At 57.6% G+C, this 24,488-nt stretch carries 23 protein-coding genes and 1 pseudogene; 11 read left to right on the top strand and 13 right to left on the bottom strand.

Annotated elements, in window-relative coordinates; translation table 11 throughout:
- Positions 1–4 precede the first annotated feature (4 nt).
- From cysN to NHF56_RS11130, 5 genes are all read right to left on the bottom strand, one after another.
- Positions 5–1,480 carry a sulfate adenylyltransferase subunit CysN gene (gene cysN / locus NHF56_RS11150; RefSeq protein WP_252804303.1) on the bottom strand — a complete coding sequence of 492 codons (1,476 nt, stop codon included), beginning with the start codon at positions 1,478–1,480 and terminating at the stop codon, positions 5–7.
- 1 nt (position 1,481) lies between these two features.
- The gene (cysD, locus tag NHF56_RS11145; RefSeq protein WP_252804301.1) at positions 1,482–2,432 is read right to left on the bottom strand and encodes a sulfate adenylyltransferase subunit CysD; all 951 of its coding nucleotides are present in this window, start codon (positions 2,430–2,432) and stop codon (positions 1,482–1,484) included.
- Between the two features lie 21 nt (positions 2,433–2,453).
- The gene (locus tag NHF56_RS11140) at positions 2,454–3,209 is read right to left on the bottom strand and encodes a phosphoadenylyl-sulfate reductase (RefSeq protein WP_252804299.1); all 756 of its coding nucleotides are present in this window, start codon (positions 3,207–3,209) and stop codon (positions 2,454–2,456) included.
- Between the two features lie 128 nt (positions 3,210–3,337).
- On the bottom strand, positions 3,338–4,738 hold the full coding sequence (locus NHF56_RS11135; RefSeq protein WP_252804297.1) for a chloride channel protein: 1,401 nt from the start codon (positions 4,736–4,738) through the stop codon (positions 3,338–3,340).
- 281 nt (positions 4,739–5,019) lie between these two features.
- Complete coding sequence (locus tag NHF56_RS11130) at positions 5,020–5,601, bottom strand: hemerythrin domain-containing protein (protein WP_252804295.1); 582 nt, start codon at positions 5,599–5,601, stop codon at positions 5,020–5,022.
- A gap of 169 nt (positions 5,602–5,770) precedes the next feature.
- On the opposite strand from NHF56_RS11130, the gene NHF56_RS11125 reads away from it, so the two are divergent.
- Positions 5,771–9,253 (top strand): indolepyruvate ferredoxin oxidoreductase family protein, encoded by a 3,483-nt coding sequence (locus NHF56_RS11125; protein WP_252804293.1) that lies wholly within the window; start codon positions 5,771–5,773, stop codon positions 9,251–9,253.
- 211 nt (positions 9,254–9,464) lie between these two features.
- On the opposite strand, the gene NHF56_RS11120 is transcribed toward NHF56_RS11125, so the two are convergent.
- Both NHF56_RS11120 and serA read right to left on the bottom strand, forming a co-directional pair.
- The gene (locus NHF56_RS11120) at positions 9,465–10,250 is read right to left on the bottom strand and encodes a DUF3825 domain-containing protein (protein ID WP_252804291.1); all 786 of its coding nucleotides are present in this window, start codon (positions 10,248–10,250) and stop codon (positions 9,465–9,467) included.
- 296 nt (positions 10,251–10,546) lie between these two features.
- Positions 10,547–11,785, bottom strand: coding sequence for a phosphoglycerate dehydrogenase (gene serA / locus NHF56_RS11115; RefSeq protein ID WP_252804289.1), 1,239 nt, complete (start codon positions 11,783–11,785; stop codon positions 10,547–10,549).
- A 447-nt stretch (positions 11,786–12,232) separates the two neighbouring features.
- On the opposite strand from serA, the gene NHF56_RS11110 reads away from it, so the two are divergent.
- The 4 genes from NHF56_RS11110 (at position 12,233) to NHF56_RS11095 (ending at position 13,380) form a co-directional block, all read left to right on the top strand.
- Positions 12,233–12,442: a cold-shock protein gene (locus tag NHF56_RS11110; RefSeq protein ID WP_252804287.1), complete on the top strand. Its 210-nt coding sequence runs from the start codon at positions 12,233–12,235 to the stop codon at positions 12,440–12,442.
- Between the two features lie 110 nt (positions 12,443–12,552).
- Entirely contained in the window at positions 12,553–12,888 is a 336-nt protein-coding gene (locus NHF56_RS11105) for a cold-shock protein (protein ID WP_252804285.1), read from the top strand.
- A 1-nt stretch (position 12,889) separates the two neighbouring features.
- Positions 12,890–13,126: a 30S ribosomal protein S21 gene (rpsU, locus tag NHF56_RS11100; protein ID WP_252804283.1), complete on the top strand. Its 237-nt coding sequence runs from the start codon at positions 12,890–12,892 to the stop codon at positions 13,124–13,126.
- 32 nt (positions 13,127–13,158) lie between these two features.
- Complete coding sequence (locus NHF56_RS11095) at positions 13,159–13,380, top strand: hypothetical protein (RefSeq protein ID WP_252804282.1); 222 nt, start codon at positions 13,159–13,161, stop codon at positions 13,378–13,380.
- Positions 13,381–13,440: 60 nt separating this feature from the next.
- Here NHF56_RS11095 and NHF56_RS11090 read toward each other — a convergent pair.
- Together NHF56_RS11090 and betA are read right to left on the bottom strand one after the other, a co-directional pair.
- Positions 13,441–13,593 (bottom strand): annotated as a pseudogene (locus tag NHF56_RS11090) (flagellin); the annotation flags it as partial.
- Positions 13,594–13,683: 90 nt separating this feature from the next.
- Positions 13,684–15,333: a choline dehydrogenase gene (betA, locus tag NHF56_RS11085; protein ID WP_252804972.1), complete on the bottom strand. Its 1,650-nt coding sequence runs from the start codon at positions 15,331–15,333 to the stop codon at positions 13,684–13,686.
- A gap of 80 nt (positions 15,334–15,413) precedes the next feature.
- Between betA and NHF56_RS11080 the strand changes: the two genes are divergently transcribed.
- Both NHF56_RS11080 and NHF56_RS11075 read left to right on the top strand, forming a co-directional pair.
- Positions 15,414–15,659 carry a type II toxin-antitoxin system RelE/ParE family toxin gene (locus NHF56_RS11080; RefSeq protein WP_252804280.1) on the top strand — a complete coding sequence of 82 codons (246 nt, stop codon included), beginning with the start codon at positions 15,414–15,416 and terminating at the stop codon, positions 15,657–15,659.
- A 6-nt stretch (positions 15,660–15,665) separates the two neighbouring features.
- Positions 15,666–16,016, top strand: a complete 351-nt coding sequence (locus NHF56_RS11075; protein WP_252804278.1) for a helix-turn-helix transcriptional regulator — start codon at positions 15,666–15,668, stop codon at positions 16,014–16,016.
- A gap of 225 nt (positions 16,017–16,241) precedes the next feature.
- On the opposite strand, the gene betB is transcribed toward NHF56_RS11075, so the two are convergent.
- From betB to betI, 3 genes are read right to left on the bottom strand one after another with little or no spacing between them, the layout of a single operon-like run.
- Positions 16,242–17,705, bottom strand: coding sequence for a betaine-aldehyde dehydrogenase (gene betB / locus NHF56_RS11070; RefSeq protein ID WP_252804276.1), 1,464 nt, complete (start codon positions 17,703–17,705; stop codon positions 16,242–16,244).
- A complete protein-coding gene (gene betC, locus NHF56_RS11065; protein WP_252804274.1) occupies positions 17,705–19,234 on the bottom strand; it encodes a choline-sulfatase in 1,530 nt (509 codons plus the stop codon). The genes betB and betC overlap by 1 nt, the downstream gene beginning before the upstream one ends.
- The gene (gene betI, locus NHF56_RS11060) at positions 19,231–19,833 is read right to left on the bottom strand and encodes a transcriptional regulator BetI (RefSeq protein ID WP_252804272.1); all 603 of its coding nucleotides are present in this window, start codon (positions 19,831–19,833) and stop codon (positions 19,231–19,233) included. The genes betC and betI overlap by 4 nt, the downstream gene beginning before the upstream one ends.
- Positions 19,834–20,056: 223 nt before the next feature.
- Between betI and NHF56_RS11055 the strand changes: the two genes are divergently transcribed.
- Positions 20,057–21,901 carry an EAL domain-containing protein gene (locus tag NHF56_RS11055; protein ID WP_252804270.1) on the top strand — a complete coding sequence of 615 codons (1,845 nt, stop codon included), beginning with the start codon at positions 20,057–20,059 and terminating at the stop codon, positions 21,899–21,901.
- A gap of 71 nt (positions 21,902–21,972) precedes the next feature.
- On the opposite strand, the gene NHF56_RS11050 is transcribed toward NHF56_RS11055, so the two are convergent.
- The gene (locus tag NHF56_RS11050) at positions 21,973–22,230 is read right to left on the bottom strand and encodes a DUF1344 domain-containing protein (protein WP_252804267.1); all 258 of its coding nucleotides are present in this window, start codon (positions 22,228–22,230) and stop codon (positions 21,973–21,975) included.
- 298 nt (positions 22,231–22,528) lie between these two features.
- Between NHF56_RS11050 and NHF56_RS11045 the strand changes: the two genes are divergently transcribed.
- The 3 genes from NHF56_RS11045 to NHF56_RS11035 are packed head-to-tail and all read left to right on the top strand — an operon-like array spanning position 22,529 to position 24,456.
- Positions 22,529–23,551 carry an NAD(P)H-quinone oxidoreductase gene (locus NHF56_RS11045; RefSeq protein WP_252804265.1) on the top strand — a complete coding sequence of 341 codons (1,023 nt, stop codon included), beginning with the start codon at positions 22,529–22,531 and terminating at the stop codon, positions 23,549–23,551.
- 8 nt (positions 23,552–23,559) lie between these two features.
- Positions 23,560–24,003, top strand: coding sequence for a thioesterase family protein (locus tag NHF56_RS11040; protein ID WP_252804262.1), 444 nt, complete (start codon positions 23,560–23,562; stop codon positions 24,001–24,003).
- Between the two features lie 6 nt (positions 24,004–24,009).
- Positions 24,010–24,456: a YiiD C-terminal domain-containing protein gene (locus tag NHF56_RS11035; protein ID WP_252804261.1), complete on the top strand. Its 447-nt coding sequence runs from the start codon at positions 24,010–24,012 to the stop codon at positions 24,454–24,456.
- Positions 24,457–24,488: the final 32 nt, after the last annotated feature.

Below are 24,488 nucleotides of genomic sequence, written 5' to 3'. Positions count from 1 at the left end.
TTGATCAATCGTCCAGTCCGCTGAGCAGCTCGGCTGCCCGGCCCGGATTGGTGCGGCGGATGTCCACCTCGTCGCGGCGCTCGGCCAGTGCCTCGCTCGCCAGCAGTTGATCGGCAAGATCAGCCGGCAGGGAGAGGATCACGCGCTCATCGCCCGAATGCAGGCCTGAAACGCCCGCGCGCTTGCCCTGGATCATGCCACCGGCCACCGTGTTGTTGGTGTCGGGGTCGATCAGGATGAAAGCGCCGGTGTGGCGGTTCAGTTCATAGGGGTCGAAAATCGCCTGTTCGTCAAAGTTCAGGTGAACCTTGCCGATGGCGTTCATGGCGAATGCCTCCTTGTGCGCTTCCCACTTGCCGGTTTTGAGATCAAGCTGGCTTGCAGGCTGCACCTGCACACGCTGGCGGCGTGCACCGGATTTCAGCCAATAGCGCTTGCCCGGCTGAATGCCCTCGGCCTGCAGGGCCACGATCTGCGCATCGAAGGCGCGACCGGCCTGCGGCTGTGCATCAATGCTGGCGATCAAATCGCCGCGTGAGACGTCGACCTGACGGTCGAGAACGAGCGTGATCGCATCGCCTGCAACAGCTGCATTTCGAACAAGGTCAAAGGTCACGATCTGCTTGACATTGGCAACCATGCCGGATGGCAGGATCACCACACTGTCGCCGGGCTTTACCGAGCCACCGGCAACGGTGCCCTGATAACCGCGGAAGCTTTCACCCGGGCGCGACACGCGCTGCACGGGAAGACGGAAACCTACAGTCTGTGCAGAGCGCACGGTTGCCAGTTCCAGCACTTCCACCAGCGTCGGACCCTTGTACCAGGGCATGGAGGCCTTACCGTCATAAACGACATTTTCGCCCTTTAGCGCCGAGACCGGGATCGCGGTGATCTGTTTGACGCCGAGAGAGAGAGCAATTTCGCGGAATTCGGCAGCGATCTCGTCAAACCGGGCCTGTGAATAGTCCATCAGGTCGATCTTGTTGACAGCAAGCACGAACTGGCGAATGCCCATCAGGGTCGCAATCGTGGCGTGGCGGCGGGTCTGCTCCAGAATGCCGGCGCGCGCATCCACCAAGAGAACGGCGAGATCGGCGGTTGAAGCGCCGGTCGCCATGTTGCGGGTATATTGCTCGTGGCCGGGTGTGTCGGCAACGATGAACGAGCGTTTGTCGGTCGAGAAATAGCGATAGGCAACATCAATCGTGATGCCCTGTTCGCGCTCGGCCTGCAGGCCGTCGAGCAGCAGGGCAAAATCGGGCAGGCCGAGATCGTTCTGCTTGCCGGAACTGTCGCGGTTCAGCGCCGCCGCCTGATCTTCCTTCACTGCTTTGGTGTCCCAAAGCAGACGGCCGATCAGGGTTGACTTGCCGTCATCCACCGATCCGCAGGTAATCAGGCGCAGCGGACGCGAATCCTTCGAGGCGGGGGCGAGTTCTGCTGCCGGAGCAGCAACATTTGCAGCCGTTGAAGACATCTTAGAAATACCCCTCACGTTTTTTCTTTTCCATGGAACCGGCCTGGTCCTTGTCGATGGCGCGGCCCTGGCGTTCGGAAACCGTTGCGATTTCCAGTTCCGCAATCACTTCGTCCAGCGTTGTGGCATGCGACTTGATCGCGCCCGTCAGCGGCCAGCAGCCGAGTGTACGGAAGCGGATATAGTCTTCCTGGATCTGCTCGCCAGGAAGCGCTTCAAAACGGGGGTCTTCGGCCCAGATCAGCATGCCGTCGCGCTCCACGAACTTGCGCTTCTTGGCATAGTAAAGCGGGGTCAGTGGAATGTTTTCCGCCTGGATGTAGCGCCAGATATCCACTTCGGTCCAGTTGGAGAGCGGGAAGGCGCGCACGCTCTCGCCCTTGCGGATCATGCCGTTATAGACATTCCAGAGTTCCGGGCGCTGGTTGCGCGGGTCCCAGCGATGGTCGGGCGTGCGGAAGGAGTAGATACGCTCCTTGGCGCGGGAGGCTTCCTCGTCACGCCGCGCACCACCGAAGGCCACATCATACTGACCGGCATCCAGTGCCTGGCGCAGGGCTTCGGTCTTCATGATGTCGGTATAGAGCGCCGAACCATGGGTAAACGGCGTGATGTTCTCAGCCGGGCCGCGCGGATTGGTGTGCGACACCAGATCGAGATCGAAGCGGCGAACCATCTCGTCGCGAAACTCGATCATTTCGGGAAACTTCCAGCCCGTGTTCACATGCAGAAGCGGGAAGGGGATACGGCCCGGATAAAATGCCTTGCGCGCCACGTGCAGCAGAACGGACGAGTCCTTGCCGATGGAGTAAAGCATCACAGGCCGCTCGAATTCACCAGCGGCTTCACGGAAGATGTGAATGGCTTCGTTTTCCAGCGCCTTCAGGTGCGGATCGAGCGGCGGCTTGTTCGGCTTATCCTGCGTGTGCAGGTCGAATTCGGATATATGCATAAGCTGTATTCCTGACAGGTATCACAGTGAACTTGAATTGTAGGATTCGGATGCGGCTTCCGGCACGTGCAGACCGCATTCGCGCTTCTCATCCTGCTCCCACCACCAGCGTCCGGCGCGTTCGGGTTCGCCGGGCTTGATGGCGCGCGTGCAGGGTTCGCAGCCGATCGAGGGGTAACCGCGGTCATGCATGGCGTTGTAGGGAATGTCGTCTTCCTTCACATGCGCCCAGATATGGTCGATATCCCAATCGGCAAGCGGGTTGATCTTGATGAGATTGCGCTCTGCGTCATATTCGGCAAACGGCGTGTTGGCGCGGTTGCCCGACTGGCCGCGGCGCAGGCCAGTGATCCAGAAGGAAGCCCCTTCCAGCGCGCGCGCCAACGGCTTCATCTTGCGAACGCCGCAGCAGGCATGGCGCGCTTCAACGCTCTCATAAAAACCATATCTGCCGAACTGCGCGATATAGTCCTCGACGTCAGCCTTTTGCGGATGAAATTGCTTGATTTCAATCCCATAGCGCTTTTCCGACGTCTCGATCAGATCGACCGTTTCTTTAAAAAGCATGCCCGTCTGCAGCGTTGCGACTTCGATCTCGCGACAGTGCTCGCCAATCGCAGCGGTGATCACCTGATCTTCAACACCGAGCGACGTGGTGAAGACGGCACGCCCGCCAAGGCTTGCGACAAGCTGCAGGCGTCCGGCCAGATCAAGCGCGGCCAACTGGCTGTCGAGAGATGTTGCAGTTTCGGTGCTGGGAGAGATGGCAGCAGTCATGATGTAATCCCTTAAAAATCTATCAGGGATTATTTCAGGCAACGCGCTTTGGGGACAGAAATACGGATTTCCGCGATGCTGGATTTAAGAGCAAATATCTCTCTCAATCCGGCAAATGATGGAAAAGCCTATTGCTGCTGCATAGTGCGGTCGCGGGGGGCTTGGGACTCTTCTTCTTCCTGCTCGGCAGCTTTCTCGGCCTGCGCATTGGCGCGCATCACCCGGATCGTGTCCGCAATGAAAGCGCGGGACAGCCCGTGATAAAGCGGTTCGGGGCTGATCATGCGGGCCGCCACATAGCCCATCATCGCCGTTGCCATCAGCGCAATCACATTGTCATGGCTGCCGGTCATTTCCAGAATGATCACGAAGGCGGTCATGGGGGCCTGCACGACGCCGGAGAAATAACCGGCCATGCCGAGCAGCGCTGCAATACCCGCAGGGGTTCCAAGAAGCTGGCCGATGGTCGAGCCGAGCCCCGCCCCCACCGCCAGCGACGGCGCAAAAATGCCGCCGGGAATGCCCGACATCATGGAAACGAAGGTGGCGAGCAGCTTGCCAAGGAAGAAGAGCGGCGGCAGGGCTTCGCCTTCCAGCGCGCCATGGGCCATTTCATAACCTGTGCCGAAGGTCGTGCCGCCGGAAACTATGCCGATAACAGCCACGATGAAACCGCTGACAGCGGCGACAATGACGATACGCGGGCGTGGATTGACAATCCACCAGCGCTTCAGGCGAAGGGTCAACCACAAAGCGCCTTGAGAGAATAGCGCGCCGAAAATGCCCCCGCCAATGCCGCAAAGCGGCACCAGCAGCCATTGGCGCGTGCCGTGGATCACATCGCTCGTTTCGCCGAAATAGGTGTAATTGCCGAGAAAGGCCAGTGATGCGAGACCCGCCAGAATGACGGCGGTCAGGATCGCGCCGTTGGCGCGGATCTGAAAGTTGCGGCTCATTTCCTCAATGGCAAACACAATACCGGCAAGCGGCGTGTTGAAGGCCGCCGCAATACCGGCTGCCGAACCTGCCAGAATAAGCCCGCGCGCATGCAGAACCCGGCCAAGGCGGGCGGATTGCAGCATGATTGCCGCACCAACCTGCACCGTCGGCCCCTCGCGCCCGATAGAGGCACCACAGAGGAGGCCCAAAATGGTCAGCAACACCTTGCCGACGCCGATTTTGAGCGACAGCAGGCGGGCGCGATACGCCTTGGTCTTGAAATGCCGCGCAGCAATGGCCTGTGGAATGCCCGACCCTTGCGAATTCGGGAAGTAGACATAGGCGAGCCAGGCAGAGGCAACAAAACCGGCAGGGGTGATGATCAGCGGATAAAGAAAGGCATATTCCGAAGAGGTGGTGACGCTGTGGAATATGTCCAGCGCATAGTCCGATGCAATGGCAAAACCGACACTGACTGCACCGATGGCCAAAGCGCCCAGCCAGAAAACGGCCCTGTCTCGCCAGCTCCCGCGTCTACCCCGCATCACCTTGATACGGCGTAAAAGCTTCAGCTTGCGATAGTCGCCCATTTTTCTTCTTTCTGGCAGTTATTTTGTTGCGGAGGCGGTCTGTCCGGTCAATTGGGTTTTGTTAAAACCCTGTTGGCAGCATCTTTCAAGGTGCTCGCCGCAATTTCTCCGAAAAAAGTAAACACACAGCTTTCAACCGCGACAATTCAGCGCTTTTTAAGTCCAATAGCCGAGGAAAATGGGACATTTGGCCAGCGTTTGACGAGCTTGGTCAGCGGACAAGCATTTCCGCATGCTCGAAACCTGCGGGTTGAAGCCCCTTTGATGCTGCGCCGGCGGCGTCAATAGTGGCCGAACTTGTCCTCCCCCTGTTCCATCAACAGCGGCAGGATCAGGTCTTCCTCGTCTTCCAGGTGGCGCTCCAGCCCCTTGAGGAGGCCCTTGGCTTCCAGGGCATACTGCTCCAGCGCCTTGCGCGGATCCTCACCGGTTTCGCTCTGCAAAGCGCGGATGAAATCGTTGGCGGCGGATGCGTTGCGTGCCAGCATGTCATGGATCAGGTGGTGATCTTCCTCCAGAAGCTCAAAGCCGCCTTTCAACCGCCCATCAGCCGCCATGAACAGTGGGAAATATTGATAATCCTCGATCTGATGATGGCCGTTCAGTGCGCCGAGAAAATGGTTGAGCCGCGGCGCAAACCACTGAGCAAATTCGCCCGGCTGCACCTGGCCTTCCAGCGCCTTGTCGGTTGCTTCGTCCAGCACTGCGGAGAACTGGCGAAAACCGTCATGCCGGTCGAGCCAGAATTGCCCCAGCATGCCGATCGTGTGCACCGCGCCCCATTCCGCACGCGGGAATTTGTCGATCAGCACCCGGTATTCCGGCGGAAGTTCGGTGCGCGTGAGAAGCGAGAAAGGGTTCAAGGCTGAATATTCTTTCGTTTGGGCAGCATTTTTGGAAACAAAACGAATGTTCCCCCAGACATAAGGTGCCTGTCGTTGCTTCTGCAACCGTGAGCGTCGAAAAGATTTGACGAAACGCACGGATAAGGAAACAATTTCAACACGAGGATATCGGTTTGGGAGGACCGTAATGCATCAGCACATTTCGCTAGACGACAAATATGACCTGACCAAAAACCGGGTTTATTTGACCGGCGCACAGGCCATCGTGCGAATGATGATGATGCAGCACGAGGCCGACAAGGCCGCCGGGCTGAACACGGCAGGTTTTATCTCCGGCTATCGTGGTTCGCCGCTTGGCGGGCTCGACGGGCAGTTTGAAAAAGCCCGCAAGCATTTCGACGCGCACAACATCACCTTCATTCCCGGCCTGAACGAGGAACTGGCGGCCACCGCCGTCTGGGGCTCGCAGCAGGCCGAGCTTGGCGGTCACGGCAAATATGACGGTGTTTTCAGCCTCTGGTACGGCAAGGGACCGGGTGTCGACCGTTCCGGCGACGTCTTCCGCCACGGCAATCTGGCGGGCACGTCGCCCCATGGTGGCGCCATCGTGCTGATGGGCGATGATCACACCGCGGAAAGCTCCACCAACGCCCACCAGACCGAATTCAATTTCGTGGATTACATGATGCCGATCCTGAACCCTGCAGGCGTTCAGGAACTCATCGACTATGGGCTGCTCGGTTATGCGCTCAGCCGCTATTCCTCCACCTGGGTGGCACTGAAATGTGTGAAGGATAATGTTGAATCAACAGCTTCGGTGAATGCCGGGCTCAACCGCCTGGATATCCAGTTGCCGCCTTTTGATGGTCCCGAAGGCGGGCTTCATATTCGCCCCAACGACATCGATTTCCTGGGCCAGGAAGTGCGGCTGAATGAATACAAGCGCCTTGCCGCCAACCTCTTCATTCGCGCCAACAATATCAACCGCACGATCTGGAGCGGTGGCCCCAATGCCAAGCTTGGCATCATCTCCACCGGCAAGAGCTATCTTGATGTGCTGCAGGCCTTTTCCAATCTCGGCATTGGCGAAGCCGAAGCCAATGCCATGGGCATTCGCCTCTTCAAGGTCGGCTGCACATGGCCATTTGACTATGAAGACGTGAAGGCTTTCTCAGAAGGGCTTGCCGAAATCATCGTCGTGGAAGAAAAGCGTTCGCTCATCGAAACGCAGATCCGCGAGGCGCTTTATGGCACGGCCAACCAGCCGGTTGTCGTCGGCAAGAAGGATGAGCGCGGCGAGTGGCTGTTCCACGTCAAGGGCGCGCTCGACCCGAACGATATCGCCATTGCCGTTGGCGAGCGCATCACCAAATTCATCGGCGCGCATGCAGAAGTTGAAGCCCGCACCGCGCGGCTGAAACAGGCACAGGCGATGATTGCGGGCATCAATGATGTCGGCAATCGCGTGCCGTATTTCTGTTCCGGCTGTCCGCACAACACCTCCACCCGCGTGCCGGAAGGCTCGGTGGCCGGGGCCGGTATCGGCTGTCACTTCATGGCGGTCTGGATGGACCGCGACACGGTGGGCTTCACGCAGATGGGCGGCGAGGGCGCACAGTGGGTGGGCCAGGCACCGTTCTCTGACCGTAATCATATTTTCCAGAATCTGGGTGACGGCACCTATTCGCACTCGGGATCGCTTGCCATCCGCTTTGCGCTGTCGGCTGGCACCAACATCACCTACAAAATCCTCTTCAACGACGCCGTTGCCATGACCGGCGGCCAGCGGGTGGATTCCGGCGCAAGCGTCGACCAGATCGCCCGCCAGGTGGCCGCCGAAGGTGTGAAGCGCATCGCGCTTGTCACCGACGAGCCCGACAAATATCCAGCCGGTATCGACTGGCCGAAGGGCATGACCATCCATCACCGCCGCGAGTTGGACGATGTGCAGCGGACCTTGCGCGATATCCCCGGCGTCACCGTGCTGATTTATGACCAGACCTGCGCGGCCGAAAAGCGCCGCCGCCGCAAGCGCGGAACCTTCCCTGACCCGGACAAGCGCGTTTTCATCAACGAAGCCGTCTGCGAAGGCTGCGGCGATTGCGGCAAGAAATCGAATTGCGTCTCCATCCAGCCGGTGGAAACCGCCTTTGGCCGCAAGCGCAAAATCGACCAGTCAAGCTGCAACAAGGATTTCTCCTGCCTTGAGGGCTTCTGTCCCTCCTTCGTCACCGTACATGGGGCCAAGCTGCGCAAGGCTGAAGCCAAGGTGACCGACGCATCGGGCTTTGATGCGATGTACGAGAGCTTGGCTCCGGCCAAACTCGCAAGCCTCGACAATGGCTGGGCCGCGATCATCACCGGCATTGGCGGCACCGGCGTCGTCACCATCGGCCAGATTCTCGGCATGGCCGCCCATATCGAGGAAAAGGGCTGCGGCCTGATCGACATGGCCGGTCTTGCACAGAAGGGCGGGGCGGTTGCTACCCACATGCGCATTGCCAAAACGCCGGAAGACATTTCCGCCATCCGCGTTCCTGCCGGCGGCTCCAACCTCATTCTCGGTTGCGATCTTGCTGTTTCAGCCACCAAGAAAGTGCTCTCCACCGTCACCGAAGACCACACACTGTTCATCGCCAACACGGCTGAAATCATGCCGGGCTCGTTCACCCAGAACCCGGACTTTTCCTTCCCCGCCGAATTGATGAAAAAGACGATCCGCAAAGCTGCAGGCGAGGGCAAGACGCGCTTTTTCGATGCAGACGAAGCTGCCCGCCAGCTCTTCGGCAATGCGCTCGCCGCCAACATGTTCATGCTGGGTTTTGCCAGCCAGCTCGGCGGTCTGCCCGTCACGCCCGCATCCATTGAAGAAGCCATTGCGCTGAACGGCCAGGCGATCGACATGAATATCTCGGCCTTCCGCTGGGGCCGCGTGGCCGCCGAAAACCCCGACAAGGTGCTCGACCTCTACCGCGAGCATATCCACGCGCACGCCGTCACCGAAACGGTGGACGATGTCATTGCCCGCTACCGCGACCTTCTCACCGCCTATCAGAATGCGAGCTATGCCCGCCGCTTCGAACACGCAATTGCGCAGATCGGCAAACGCGAGGCGGATGTTTCCGGCGATGCTGGCCCGGTTACACGCGCCGCCGCCAAAAGCCTCGGCAAACTGATGGCCTACAAGGATGAATACGAAGCTGCCCGCCTCTTCACCAATGGCGACTTCATGCACGAACTTTCCGAGCAGTTTTCAAGCTGGGACAAGCTCGAATTCCACATGGCCCCGCCAGTCTTCGCCAAAAAGGACAAACACGGCCACCTGCAGAAATCAAGCTACGGCCCCTGGATGCTGAAAGCCATGGGCGCACTCGCCAAGTTCAGGTTCCTGCGCGGCACAGCCCTCGACATCTTCGGCAGAAGCGAAGAACGCCAGATGGAACGCCAGCTGATCGCCGATTTTGAAGCCCTGCTCACCCGCATAGCCCCGGCCATGACCGCCGAAAACATCGGAGCCGTCACCGAACTCCTCGAACTACCCCAAAAAATCCGCGGCTACGGCCACGTGAAGGAAAAGGCGGAAAAAGAAGTGCGGGCGAAGATGGCAGCGCTGGAAGCAACGATCTTCGATCCTGCTGGCACGCCGGTGCATAGGGAAGCGGCGGAGTAGGGGCGAGAGCGGCAGTCATCCGGGGCTTCCCTTAAATGGCAAGAGCAGGTTGACGGCTTTACGCCTTCAATTCGGGCGTTCGAGGCGGTCATTGTACGTACCGAAAACGGGTAAATGTATTTGCCCGGCGAAGTCGCGTCTCCTATCCAGCGCGAGCCAATTATAAAGGAAAGCTCTCCCTATCTCGTTGCCTCTTAAGGCCAAGATTTTACTACGGAACCAACCAGTCTCTGTCAGGCCGCGCCAGCTGACGAGCATTATTGTATGCCATATCCAATGTTAGGCAGGTAGCGGCACGGTAAAAATCGGAGAAGCGCTCCACAACCAGCGCTAAATCCGCGCGACCTGGATCAGTCAGTGCAAGGGGAACTAACAACTGAACCTGTCCTTGATAATACTGAGGAATCGCTGTCTTATAGTTCCTCCGAACACGCTGCCATGCGGCGTCGCGAGCGCCGCTTACTAAGTTTTGTAGGCCGAACGAGTTCATTGAACGAAGTGGTTCGGGGAATCGTTCAACGTTATCAGCGACTACATGCTCAACGTTCATCCGTAATTCCTTGCGTGTATCGAGCACAAGAACCGACGGATCCTCAAAATAATGTGCCATATCGGGCAAGGAGGCGAATTTGTTGAGATCCCACTCACCACGACGGACCCATTTTGAAAAATGCCAATAAGGATCGAGATTATCGATCTTATTTCGGCTTAATAACATATAGATCTGTTCCTGCGTGGAAGTTATCAAGCCCGTGTTCCAGCAGCAGAAATTTTCATCGGCACTAACTGCCACTTTCTTTTCTTCCGCAATCCTACCATACGTATGAATAATATAGTTTCGAAGAATAGGCTTGGCGTGCGACGAGGCAGTGAATCTATATTCCCAGTCCTCGTTCTCTGCCAAGTTTGCCAATGCATCAACGTCTTCATTGAACTTCGGCATCATTGCGAAGTCGTAAAATGATTCAGGCAGGTCATATGGTTGCTTCTTCGGCAATTTCGGCTCCTATCAATTGTCTGATGCAATCATAGCGTGATTTAGAAAAACAGAACATCGTCTATATTTATATTTTGATAAGCAAAGCCAAATGGTTCTCTGCTCTCACTGAAGTCGACCATCTGCAAACGTAGATTTTAAACACTTGCATGTCACTTTCTGATGATCGCTTGAGCTAGGTAGAAGCGATATAAACAGGCGGTATGGATGTTTGTTTATGGAGGAATCGTTGTTTTGGCGGTCAGTCCCGCTCCGGCCTCATACCCGCCATCACAGCCCCCAACTCGACACCCCCCTCAATACAACAACCGCGTCCTGATCGTCCCCTCAATCGCCTTGAGCGCATCATGCACCTCATCGGCGGCATCGCCCACGCCTTCGGCTTCGATCACCACATAGCCGGTGTCACCGTCCGTCTGCAGGAATTCGCCGACGATGTTGAGGCCGCGCGATGAGAAGATCGTGTTGAGGCTGTTGAGGATGCCGGGGCGGTTCTGGTGCACATGGATGAAGCGCGTGCCATTGGGGCGCGGCGGCAGCTGCACCTGCGGGAAGTTGACCGCACCGAGCGTCGAGCCGATATCGGAATATTCCACCAGCTTCCGCGACACCTCGCCGCCGATGCGCTCCTGCGCTTCCTCCGTCGAGCCGCCGATATGCGGTGTCAGAATAACATTCTCAAGGCCCTGCAGCGGTGATTCAAAGCGCTCCTTGTTGGAGGCCGGCTCCTTGGGAAACACATCCACGGCAGCGCCTGCCAGATGTCCTTCCTTCAGCACTTTGGCGAGCGCGTCGAGATCAACCACCGTGCCGCGCGAATTGTTGATGAAAATGGCGCCCTTCTTCATCCGGCGCAGCTGTTCTTCGCGGATCATGTTCTGCGTGCCGCGCGTTTCAGGCACATGCATGGTCACGAAGTCGGAGATTTCCAGAAGCGCTTCAAGTGTGGGGGTCGACTCGGTATTGCCATGGCGCAGCTTGTCAGACAGATCGAAATAGCGCACCTGCATGCCCATGCTTTCGGCCATCACACTGAGCTGCGAGCCGATATTGCCATAGCCGACAATGCCAAGTGTCTTGCCGCGAATTTCGTGACTGCCAACCGCCGACTTGTCCCATCCGCCTTCATGGGCGGAAGCCGACCGCGGGAAAATCCGCCGTGTCAGCATGATGATTTCACCAATCACCAGTTCGGCCACCGAGCGCGTATTGGAATAAGGCGCGTTGAACACCGGGATACCACGCCGACGCGCTGCATCCAGATCGACCTGATTGGTGCCGACCGAAAAACAGCCCACCGCCATCAGCTTCCGGGCATGCTCGAAAATCTCATCCGTCAGATGCGTGCGCGAGCGAATGCCAATAATATGCGCTTCGGCAATACGCGCTTTCAGCTCATCGGCATCAAGCGCCTTCGGCTCATGCACCAGATTGACGTAGCCGGAAGACTTGAAATAGTCGACAGCGCTCTGGCTGATGCCTTCGAGCAAAAGGACGGAAATCTTTTCACGCGCAAATGAAAGTTGTTGGCTCATTGTAATGCCGTCATCTCTGAGGTTGGTTTGGGTGGGATTTGCAATGGTGGGCATGGTTTAACGTCGAGGCGGTGCTTAGCACAAGTCAAAATACGGACCGCCCGCACAATTGGGCAAATTCCGACCGTGCTGCCTGTTGGCGGGCCATTTCATCGTCCACGCCCTTGCTCTTTGGCAAATCCCTGATCAATATTATCCTGATAAAACAGAAATATTTCAAAATACTTTCCCGCTTTAACAAGGGCTTACCAGCCATTTTTCTGGTATTTCGGCAATAAGACGTCGCCTGCATTGTAAAATCAAAAATTGAGCCTATATTAGGTTCATCGACCATTGCTTGTAGCTTCAGTCCTGCGCTCCGCGCTTATTGGAATTCCTCTCAAATAATCGATCTCATCCCGCAAGGTATCGCGGGAACAACAACGGTTACTTCGAAAGGAAATCGTTATGAACACTGGTACAGTGAAGTGGTTTAATTCCACAAAAGGCTTCGGATTTATTCAACCTGACGACGGCGCTGCGGACGTTTTCGTCCACATCTCTGCTGTTGAGCGCGCTGGCATGCGTTCGCTGAACGACGGTCAGAAGATCAGCTACGACATTGTCCGCGACAAGAAGTCCGGCAAAAATTCGGCTGACAATCTGCAGGCCGCATAAGTTTGTTATTCGCCAGCGCTGACCACGGATGTACTGGCAGCCAGGCTGAGTAACGTTGAGAGGTCGGGGGCAATCCCGGCCTTTTTGTTTTTGGGCCATTGGAGACTTTCATGACTACTCCGCATTTCCATCCCGGTGACTTAATTGTCTTGAAGCCCCGTACGCTGGGGCGGGTTGAGTTCAAGGGAAGCGCTCGCATCGTCGCCGTTCAGCCCGCCGAAACGCATGGCCATGTGCGCTACCGGGTGAGGTTGGACGAAGAAAATTTCGACCGCACCGTGGCCCATGACGATATCGAAGCCCCGGCCGCTCAAGCGGCTGATGCCTCGCAAGCGGCTGATGCCGATGGCAGCGCAGGCGTTGCGACACACAATCCAGCACCAAGTTGGGTGAATATCAACACGATCAGAACACGCAATAGCGGCGAACGCCGGTCAAGGAGATAATTTGCAGGTTTTAGTACGCGACAACAATATCGATCAGGCGCTCCGCGTCCTGAAAAAGAAAATGCAGCGCGAAGGTATCTTTCGCGAAATGCGCGCACGGCGTGCTTTTGAAAAGCCGTCGGAGAAGCGCAACAGAGAAGAAGCCGAATCCATTCGGCGTCATCGCAAGCTGGCAAGAAAGAAGATGCAGCGCGAAGGTCTTCTGCCAGCCCCGAAGAAAGCCGCCCGGCCACGCTGAGGCCCGCGGCATTCCTTTCCAAGGAGGTCACCATGATCATGACCAAAGAAGCGTTTTTCAAGCCTGGCAGACTCTCTGCCAGCGACAAGGCGTCAGCCATCGATTACGCCGCACGGCAGATTGTCGCCAAGGAAAATGCGCAGCGCGACAAGAAGACAGAACGTCTTCGCGAGCTGCGCGAAGCCCGCGACGCAGAACTGGCCGCCGCAGCTCCCGACCAAGCCAAAAAGCCGGCGCGTTCACGCAAAAAGTGAATACGAAGCGGTATTCAGCGCACACCCCATACGTTGTTCCATAGGCAGTCTCAGGCCGCACTACTGGAACAGTTGCAGGATGGAATTCGGCTGCGTGTTGGCGATGGAAAGTGATTGAATAGCCAGTTGCTTCTGCGTTTGCAGCGCCTTCAGTCGCGCTGATTCTTTCTCCATATCGGCGTCAACCAGTCGCCCGAAGCCTTTTTCCAGCACTGCTGAACAAAACATCTGGCTTTCAGCTGCCATATTTGAAAAGGCACAAAGCACATATCGGGACGCCTGGTGGGCATCCCGCGCCTTATCTCACCGATCGCTCACCTCCCAGCGCGGATTGATCCAGGGCTCATGGTTGGAGCGGGGCAGGCGGTCCTTGCCGAGGATGTGGTCGGCGGCTTTTTCGCCGGTCATGATCGAGGGGCCGTTCAGGTTGCCATAGGTGATGTGGGGGAAGATGGAGCTGTCTGCCACGCGCAGGCCCTCCACGCCGATCACCTTTGTATCGGGGTCCACCACCGCCATTGGGTCGTCTTTCGCGCCCATCTTGCAGGTGCCGCAGGGGTGGTAGGCGCTTTCCAGGTGTTCGCGCAGGAATTCGTCGATCTCGGCATCCGACTGCCGGTTTTCGCCGGGCTGGATTTCCGGGCCTCGGAACTCGTCAAAGGCTTTCTGCGCGAAGATTTCGCGTGTCAGCCGTACTGTGTGGCGGAATTTCACCCAATCCTCGTCCGTGCTCATATAGTTGAAGCGGATCACCGGATCATCCTTCACATCCGGCGAGCGCAGCGTCACCGAGCCGCGCGACTTTGAGTGGTTGAAGCCGACATGCACCTGGAAACCATGGCTCTTGGCCGCCGCCTTGCCGTCATAGGAAATCGCAACGGGGAGAAAGTGGAACTGGATATCCGGTTGACGCACGCCGGGGGCCGACCGCACGAAGGCACAGCTTTCAAACTGGTTGGATGAACCAAGGCCAGACTTGGTAAGAAGCCACTGCGCACCGGCGACCCCCTGCCAGAACCACGGCAACCAGGAATAGAGTGACACCGGCTTGGTGGAGACCTGCTGGAAATAATATTCCATGTGGTCCTGCAGGTTTGCGCCCACGCCCGGACGGTCGGCAATGACCTCGATGCCCATTTCCTGCAGATGCTGGGCCGGGCCGATGCCGGAGAGCATGAGAAGCTTTGGCGAGTTGAAGGAAGAGGCCGAAACGACGACTTCCTTGTTGGCGCGCACGATCTCGATCTTGCCGTTGCGCTCGACTTCCACGCCCACCGCACGCTTGCCTTCAAAAACGATTCTGCGTGCAAGACAGCGATAAAGGTTCACATTGTCGCGCTTCAAAGCAGGTTTCAGATAGGCGGATGCGGCAGACCAGCGGCGGCCCTGATAGACCGTCTGCTCCATCAGGCCGAAGCCTTCCTGTTTCTCGCCATTATAGTCTTCGGTCGTCTCGAACCCGGCCTGTTTGCCGGCCTCCACGAAGGCGCGCACCAGCGGATTTTTCGCCGGGCCACGTTGCACATGCAGCGGCCCGTCGGTGCCGCGCCAGCCGTCCTGCCCACCATGCGAGGTCTCCATGCGCTTGAAATAGGGCAGCACATCGGCATAGGACCAGCCGTTCGCCCCCAGCTCCTCCCAGCGCGCATAGTCCTCGTAGGAGCCGCGCACATAGACCATGCCGTTGATGGAAGACGACCCGCCAATCACCTTGCCGCGCGGAGCGGTAATGCGGCGATTGTTGAGGTTCGGTTCCGGCTCGGAGAGGTAGCCCCAATTGTACATCTTCATGCTCATCGGCCAGGCGAGAGCCGCCGGCATCTGAATGAACGGCCCAGCATCCGACCCGCCATATTCCAGCACGAGAACGGAGTTCTTGCCGTCTTCCGACAAACGGTAAGCGAGTGCGGAGCCGGCAGAACCCGAACCGACGATGACGTAATCAGCTTGCATGGTCATAGGGAAAGACCTCTGGATAGGTTGTATATGTGGTTAAGGTTGCCGAGAGTATAGCTCTGTGCTATATTTTCAGCATGAAGAAGATCATCGTTTCGAAAGAGGCCGACAAGGTGCTGCAGAAGATGCAGCCGAAACGAAAACAGGCGATTGTCGCCAAGATTAATGCTTATGCGCGTGGCGAGCGCGTTGATATCAAGAAGCTGGTCGGTTCCGACCTTTATAGGATTCGAGTCGGCCAGGACCGCATCATCATCGATGACAATGGGATCATCGTTTTTATCGTAGAGGTTGGACCGCGCGGCGGCATTTACAAGGAATAGCAAATTATGGGCGACATCCAGAAAATTACCCTCGACGGCAAGAATTACGTTCTTCTTAGCGAAGATGATTTTGAAGACCTCATCGACGGCTTGAAGGCTCAGGCCGTTCTGGCTCGCGTTCAGGCCGGAGAGGAAACGTGGCCTTGGGAGATCGTGGAGGCACGCGCGAATGGTCAAAACCCGGTTCGGGTCTTCCGCAAATACCGCGGCATGACGATGACGGAACTGGCAGCGGTGGCCGGCATTTCGCAACCGCATCTTTCCGATATCGAAAACGGCAAGAAGACCGGTTCCGTCGACGTACTCAAGCGCATCGCGACCGCTCTGAAGGTCGATCTCGACGATCTCGTGGTTTGAGCTGAACCCGCGGGCTATTGCCGCAGCTTTCCCAGACGCATTTCGGGTTTTATCTATGCTGGGGAGCATTTCCTCTCTCTCGTTCTTCACGTTGCCCCTCATACTCGCCCTCTCCCCGCCGGCAGAAAGAGGGGACGATTGCAGTCTCCGCTTGCCCCTTCTCCCCGTTTGACGGGGAGAGGTGGCCGAAGGCCGGATGAGGGGCTTTGCACCAATTCCACAAACTCAATAAGGCGCTTCACACGGGCCCATGCCCACATAAACCGTCTTGATTTCACTGAAATGATGGATCGCGGCGAGCGAGTTTTCGCGCCCGAAACCGGATTGCTTGACGCCGCCGAAGGGGATTTCTACCGGGCAGAGATTGTAGGTGTTGATCCACACCGTTCCTGCTTCCAGCTGATCCACCACCCGGTGTGCGCGGGTCATGTCGGCGGTGAAGACGCCGCCTGCCAGGCCGAATTCGGTGGCATTGGCACGCGCGATTACCTCGTCTTCGCTGTCGAAATCGAGAACGCACATAACGGGGCCAAAAATCTCTTCCCGCGCGATTGTCATGCCATCGGTCACATCGGCAAACACGGTCGGCTGGACGAAGCAGCCTTCGGAAGAGACGTGGTTCGGAATGCCTCCACCGGTCAAAAGGGTTGCACCTTCAGCCTTTCCCTTCTCGATATAACAGAGAACCTTTTCCTGCTGCGCCTTGTTGACCAGCGGACCAAGATGGGTTGCCTCATCCATCGGGTCGCCCATGATGATCGCCTCGGTGCGCTCCTTTAGCCGGGCGAGAAATTTGTCCTTGATCCCCTTCTGGATGAAGACGCGCGTGCCGTTGGAGCAGATCTGGCCCGAGGAATAGAAATTGCCGAGCATGGCACCGGAAATCGCGCTTTCAATATCGGCATCGTCAAATACGATCATCGGCGATTTGCCGCCAAGCTCCATGGTCACATGTTTCATCTGGCCGGCGGCAGCGCCCGCGACCTTGCGGCCCGTCGGCACGGAGCCGGTGAGCGTCACCTTGGCAATGTCAGGATGATTGACGAGCAGCGGCCCGGTGTCCCGGTCGCCCTGGACCACGTTGAACAGACCCTTTGGCAAACCGGCTTCAATCAAGATTTCGGCAATCTTAAGTGCACCCAGCGGCGTGTTTTCAGACGGCTTGAACACCATCGCATTGCCAGCCACCAGGGCAGGGGCGGCCTTCCAGCAGCAAATCTGCTGCGGATAGTTCCAAGCCCCAATGCCAAGAACGACGCCCAGCGGAATGCGTTTGGTATAAGCCCAGTCGCCACCCAGCGGAATCTGCTCGCCATTGAGGGCCGCCGGGGCAACGCCGCCGAAAAACTCAAGCGAATCCGCCCCCGATGTCGGGTCGGCCACGATGGTCTCCTGGATCGGCTTGCCGGTGTCGAGCGTTTCCAGTTCTGAAAGTTCGCGGTTGCGCTCCCGCATGATCTGCGAGGCTTTGTAGAGAATGCGCCCGCGCGCGGTCGGGCTCATCTTGGCCCATTCTGTCTGCGCCGCTTTCGCCGAGGCAACTGCCTTTTCCACGATGGCAGGTGTCGCGGCATGCAGGCGGGCAATCACTTCGCCGGTGGCCGGGTAAACGCATTCGATCACCGTGCCTGCAGTGTCTTCTACATAGTCGCCATCAATGAAATGGCTGGCTTTGGGTTGAGCTTTCATCATTCACCCCTTGGGTAGCGTTTGTCGTTTTCGAGCGTGTCGAGATTCATGTGGTTGCGCATGTAGCGCTCTGAGGCGAGCTGCAGCGGCTGGTAGTCCCACGGGAAATAGGAGCCGTTGCGCAGTGCGGGATAAACCACCCAGCGGCGCGCCTGGCTTTCGCGCACGTCGGCATCAAATTGCGCCATGTCCCAGCGCGCGCGGCGCTTGGCGGCGAAATCGGCCAGCACACCTTCGAAAATCGGTTCCTCGGCCAGATTGTTCAACTCGTTCGGGTCCGATTCCAGATCGAAAAGCTGGTCCGGATCGAGGGCGCAATGCACGTATTTCCACTGGCCTTCGCGGATGCAGACCATCGGCGCATAGGAGCCTTCAGCGGCATATTCCATCAGAACCGGCGAGATGCGCGCTCCGCCGTTGATCACCGGCACCAGGCTTTCGCCATCCGTCCAGGGCTTGACCGCATCCATGGAAACGCCGGCGAGATCGCAGACTGTCGGGGTGATATCAAGGTTCGACACCGGCGCTTCGTGCAACCCCGCGCCAACGCCCGGACCGGCAATCATCAGCGGTACGCGCGCCGAGCCTTCGTAGAAGCTCATCTTGAACCACAGGCCGCGCTCACCCAGCATATCGCCATGGTCTGAGCAGAAGACAATGATTGTATTGTCATACATGCGCGTGCGCTTCAGCGTGTCGATCAGCGCGCCAACCTTCTCGTCCAGATAGGAAATATTGGCGTAGTAAGCGCGGCGTGAGCGGCGAATATTCTCGTCCGTAATGTCGAAGGCCTGATAGTCGAAGGAATGCAGAAGGCGCTTGCCATGTGCATCCTGTTCCTCATAGGGAATGGCCGGAACGGTCGGCTCCAGATGCTCGCAATTCTCGTAGAGATCCCAGAATGTCCTGCGCGCAACATAAGGGTCGTGCGGATGGGTAAACGAGACCGTCACGCACCACGGACGGCGCTCTTGATCGTCGTTCTCGCGGGAAAGCTGATAGAGCTTCTGCTGGGCGAGGAAAGCGACCTCGTCGTCATATTCCATCTGGTTGGAAATTTCCGCGACACCGGCTCCGGTCACCGAACCTAGATTGTGATACCACCAGTCGATCCGCTCCCCGGGCTTGCGGTAATCCGGCGTCCAGCCGAAATCGGCGGGATAGATATCCGTCGTCAGCCGCTCTTCAAAACCATGCAACTGATCAGGGCCGACAAAATGCATCTTGCCGGAAAGGCAGGTGTAATAGCCGGCATTGCGCAAGTGATGCGCATAGGTGGGGATCGACGAGGCATATTCGGCCGCATTGTCATAGACGCGCGTGCGGCTCGGCAATTGCCCCGCCATGAAGGAGGCACGGGCAGGGGCGCAAAGCGGCGAAGAGGTGTAGTTGTTCTTGAACCGAGCTGCCCGTTCAGCCAGCTCCTTCAGGTGCGGCACATGCAGAAAATCGGCTGGACCATCGGGAAATAATGTCCCGTTCAGCTGGTCGACCATGATGATGAGAATATTCGGCTTGCCTTGTGTCATGATGCGGTCGTGCCTCCCAGCGTCTGAGTGAGTTGCATTGATACGTAATTTTCCACCAGTGCCCGCGCGCCGGCCACATCGGTTGCACCGGCATTCAGCGCCTGGCGAATGTAAAGTCCGTCAATCATGGCCGCCGCACCTTCGGCAATCAGCGCTGCCTGCATCTCGCTGCAAAGCGGCTTGAGAGCGTGGACAAGATTGGAATTCAACCGGCTTGCATAAATGGTCAACAGCCGCCGCGTCTCAGAAGAGCGCTGCGCCTCGACATAGAAAGCCAGCCATGCCGAAATTGTCGCGGCGGTGAACTGTTCGGCCTCCAGCGACGCGCCGATAATGGCGCTCACCCGGGCGCGCGGCGTCTGCGCAGCGCTCAATCCGCGAATGGTGGCCTGCGTCAATTGTTTGAGCAGGCTGCGCATGGTCGCCAGCAAAAGCTGGTCTTTGGAGCCGAAATAATGGAACGCCAGCGCGGGCGAAACACCGGCGCTGCGGGCAATCTCCTGCATGCTCACGGACAGCGTGCCGTGGTCGCCGATTGCTTTCAACGCAGCATCAACCAGGGCCTTTCGGCGCACCGGTTCCATTCCCACTTTCGGCATAAAATTGTCCCTTGGTTGAAGGCAGTATATTTTTGATTGACTCATCAATCAATAAAAAAATTGACAATAGCGCAATCCGGCCCGGCACCTCTTTGGCTAATGCGTCCCGCAAGGATCGTTCAGGCCAGCAGCCAAAATGTCATCAAACTGTCACGCCCGATTCAGGGTTTGTGAATTTTTCGGGGCTTAGATGTGCGCAAGGCATAAAGTATTGGGGTGTATTGTGTTTAAAGCTTTTGCATTGTCTCAGGGGCCTGAAAGCGCGCCCCATGAACCGGATATTTTTCCGCTTGCCAAACTAGCAATCGATATCGCCTTTCAACCGATCGTCGAAACGGTGTCTGGCGAAACCTATGGCCATGAATCCCTCATGCGCGGGTTCGACCAGTTGGGTTTTTCTGGGCCACATGATCTGCTCGACATGTTTGCCTTGAACGGCGATCTTCAGCGGCTGGAATATCTGCTGACCTCACGGGCGCTTGCGAAATTCACGACCCTGCCGGGCTATCAATCGAAAACGCTCTTCCTCAATCTCGACAACCGTCTGCTGCCGCAGGGCGCGGAGTTGATGGAGCGGCTGCTGCCGCATCTCGAGCGCAATAAAGTCCCGCCATCCTCGATCTGCTTTGAGCTTTCCGAACGCAGCGATGCCACCCGGACCGCCGACCTTTCCGCAGTCCTGAGCCGCGCCCGCAAGCTTGGCTTCAGGCTGGCGCTTGATGATTTCGGCACTGGCGCGGCAGAATGGAGGTTGCTGAACGATTTCGAGATCGACTATCTGAAGATCGATCGTCACTTCATCTCTGGTATCGATACCAACGCCCGCAGCCGCCATCTGGTGAAAAGCGTGGCCGAAGCCTGCCATGTTCTCGGCGTGCGCGTCATCGGCGAGGGCGTGGAGACGGAAAGCGAGTTCATCGTGGCCAAGGAGCTTGGTCTCGATTTCGTCCAGGGCTTCTTCATTGCAGAGCCCTCCACCAGCGTCAGTAATGTGGCACCCAGCTACAGCTATCTGCGCGAGGTCGGACGCAGAAACCGCACAACCGCCTCGCTGGATGAACTTTTGATCCGCAAAACGGTGCAGGAACTGCCGACCGTCTACGAAAACGATCCTGTCGACACGCTTTTCGATCTTTTTCGCAGCAATCCGATGCAGAGCTACTTCCCGGTTCTCAATGCCAATGGCGAGCCCCGCGGCATCGTGCACGAACATCGCCTGAAACAGGTGATCTACCAGCCCTTCGGGCGCGATCTCCTGCACAACAAGAATTATGGGCGCACGGTCTCGAGTTTCGTGGAGCCTTGCCCGGTGGTCAATCTCGACACCAAGGCGGAAAAGATGATGTCGCTCTTTTCCGCAGGCGAGCGCACCGCATGCGTCATCCTTACCGAAAACCTCACCTATGCCGGTGTCATTTCAGCAGAAGCGCTGATCAAGATCATCAGCGAAAAACAGATCAAGGCCGCGCAGGATCAGAACCCGCTCTCCGGTCTGCCGGGCAACCAGGCAATCAGCGAGTTCATGCAGCAGGCAGCGATTGACGGTGATACCTGCCGCCATTTCTGCTATTGCGATTTCGACAATTTCAAACCCTTCAACGATCATTATGGCTTTCAGCGCGGCGATGAAGCGATCGCACTGTTTGCACGGCTGTTGAAGCGCTATTTCTTCTCCGCCGGCACCATCGTCGGCCATGTCGGTGGCGATGACTTCTTCATCGGGCTGCAAGGCTGGGACCGTGCCGAGCTGAGCGAGATCATGTCCCGTCTTCTCAGCGACTTCGACATGGACATTCAGCAATTTTACGACACTGAAGACCGCGAACGCGGCTATATCGAAGGTGCCGACCGCGACGGCAATGCCCGCCGCTTCGGCTTTGTCCGCTGCTCGATCGGGGTTCTGGAAATTCCGCAGGGCGCCATGTTCGGCGACACACGCCACATCGTCTCAGAGATCGCGGAGTTGAAAAAGAAGGCCAAGAAAAGCGACAGCGGCCTTGTATTCAACTGTGTCGGCAGCAATGGCCTCGTCGATATCAAGTCATCTGAAGCAGGTGCCTGCTGCTGAGTCAGATGATCGTTTGAAAATGTTGACAGGGCGGAGGTTCGCGACCCCCGCCCATTGCCTTCAGCGAGTGCTCATTTTACGACAGTCACGCTCGTCGCTTCATTCTTCTTGTTCATGACGTCGAAGGCGACATGCACCTTCTCGCCGGCCTTCAGGCCCTTGGCGGAGAAATTCTTCGGCAGCATATAGCTGCTGCCATCGGCAAGCGTCAGTGTTTTCGAGGTCAGATGTTTGATCTTCCCGTCAATGCTTTGCGGGGCTGCGGCCATGGCTGCGCCAAAGGCAAGAACGGAAGCTGCGGTGATCGTTGAAAAGAGAAGTGCACGCATTGTGTGAACCTTCGTGGGAACCCGGACAGTCGTCGCGGGGCTGTTGAAGGACCGTCTGGAAGCGTCGAGTCGCAATATCGGGCTGACCCCTTTGCCGGCGCTTTCCGGTCCGAGAAGCAAGCTATGATCGGTGAAAGACTTTCTCAAATTAAATTAATTTAATTATTACAATTGGTTATACGCCAAAATCATGTCTGTGGTTTGCCATAATCGCGTCGGATTGTGGCGGTGATAAAAAAAGCTGGTTGCCTCTTGGGGCAAGATTGTTAGAGCATGTGGCCCATCGCGAGGAGAGAACATGAGCCATTTGCCTGAAGAAATGACCTTCATCGACCTGCCGTCGGCAGGCGGTCCTGATGCCATGCAGGTCGCCAAAGGCCCGCTTCCGGTGTTGAAAGCGGGGGAAATTCTCATCAAGGTCGAAGCGGCCGGCGTCAATCGCCCTGATGTTGCCCAGCGTCAGGGAACCTATCCCCCACCGCCGGACGCAAGCCCGATCCTGGGCCTGGAAGTTGCCGGCGAAGTGGTGGCAGTCGCCGACGGCGTCGAAGGCTTGGCCATCGGGGATAGCGTCTGCGCGCTCGCCAATGGCGGCGGCTATGCGGAATATTGTGCGGTTCCGGCCAGCCAGACATTGCCCTGGCCAAAAGGGTATGATGCCATCCGCGCCGCAGCCCTGCCTGAAACCTTTTTCACCGTTTGGGCCAACCTGTTTCAGATGGCAAAGCTTGAAAAGGGCGAGAGCGTGCTCATCCATGGCGGCACCAGCGGCATTGGCACTACAGCCATCCAGCTCGCCAAGGCCATTGGTGCCACGGTCTACACCACGGCCGGCTCGGATGAAAAATGCAATGCCTGCCTCAAGCTCGGGGCTGACTATGCCATAAACTACAAGCAATCCGATTTTGCCAAGGTGATCCGCCGTGAGACCATCGAGAAGGGTGTCAATGTCATTCTCGACATGATCGGCGCGGCCTATTTTGAACAGAACATCCGCTCGCTGTCGAAGGATGGCAGATTGTCCATCATTGCTTTTCTGGGCGGGGCCGTTGCCGAAAAGGTCAATCTCGCGCCCATCATGGTCAACCGTCTCAGCGTCATGGGTTCCACCATGCGCCCACGCACGGCGGCAGAGAAAATGTCGATCCGCGATGAACTGCGCGAAAAGGTCTGGCCGCTTCTGGAAAACGGCAAGGTGGAGCCGCTCATTCACGCGGTCTTCCCGCTCGAACAGGTCGCAAGCGCCCATCGTCTGATGGAGGAATCGAGCCATATCGGCAAGATCGTCCTGACGCTCGACGGCGTCAACAAGACGCATTGAGGCAGCCGATGAGCGAACGCAAAGCCCCGGCCAGCCGGTCTGACTATCACGCTTTCCTGCCCATCCAGACCCGCTGGATGGACAACGACATCTACGGCCATATGAACAATGTGGTGCACTATTCGCTGTTTGACACAGCCGTGAACGGATGGCTGGTCAGTGCCGGATTGCTGAAACCGCGGGCCGGCGAGCATATCGGCCTCGTCGTCGAAACCGGCTGCAAGTATTTCGCCGAAATGATGTTTCCGGACATCATTCATGCTGGCATTCGCGTTGCCCGTATCGGCTCATCTTCGGTGCGCTATGAAGTCGGCCTTTTCCGCAACGACGAAGAGCACGCCAGTGCCGAAGGCTTTTTTGTACACGTCTATGTGGACCGTGAGACCCGCCGCCCCAAGGCGCTGTCCGACCAGTGGCGGGCAACGCTGGAAACGATCCTCATTCGGGAGTAGCCATCAGTGAGCCCTGCCGAACTGGAAGACTATCTGCACAGTCACATTCCGCTTTCGGCGGCCATGGCAATTCATGTGGATGATATCAGCAGCGAGAGCGTGCGGCTGACGGCGCCGCTGGCACCCAATATCAACCACCGCGAAACGGTGTTCGGCGGTTCGGCCTCGGCGATCTGCATTCTGTCTGCTTGGTCGCTTCTGCATCTGTCCCTCAAGGCGCAAGGTCTGGAAAGCCGCGTGGTCATCCAGTCCAACACGATGGATTATTCAAGGCCTGTCACCAGCCAATTCTCTGCCCGTTCCTTCTTCGAAGAGCCGGCGGCATGGCCGCGTTTTATCGCCATCCTGAAACGGCATGGCCGCGCCCGCATCGCTCTCGGTGCGGTGTTGGAGGCCGATGGCGAAGCGGCGGGACGCCTGCATGGTGAGTTCGTTGCGCTCCGTGGCGCTTGACCGGACAGGTTCGGGCAATCTGTAACGGCTAT

The sequence above is a fragment of the Rhizobium sp. L1K21 genome (genome assembly GCF_024055895.1).
In the GTDB taxonomy this organism is placed as follows: Bacteria; Pseudomonadota; Alphaproteobacteria; order Rhizobiales; family Rhizobiaceae; genus Ensifer_A.
This window is presented reverse-complemented; position numbering and strand designations above follow the sequence as displayed.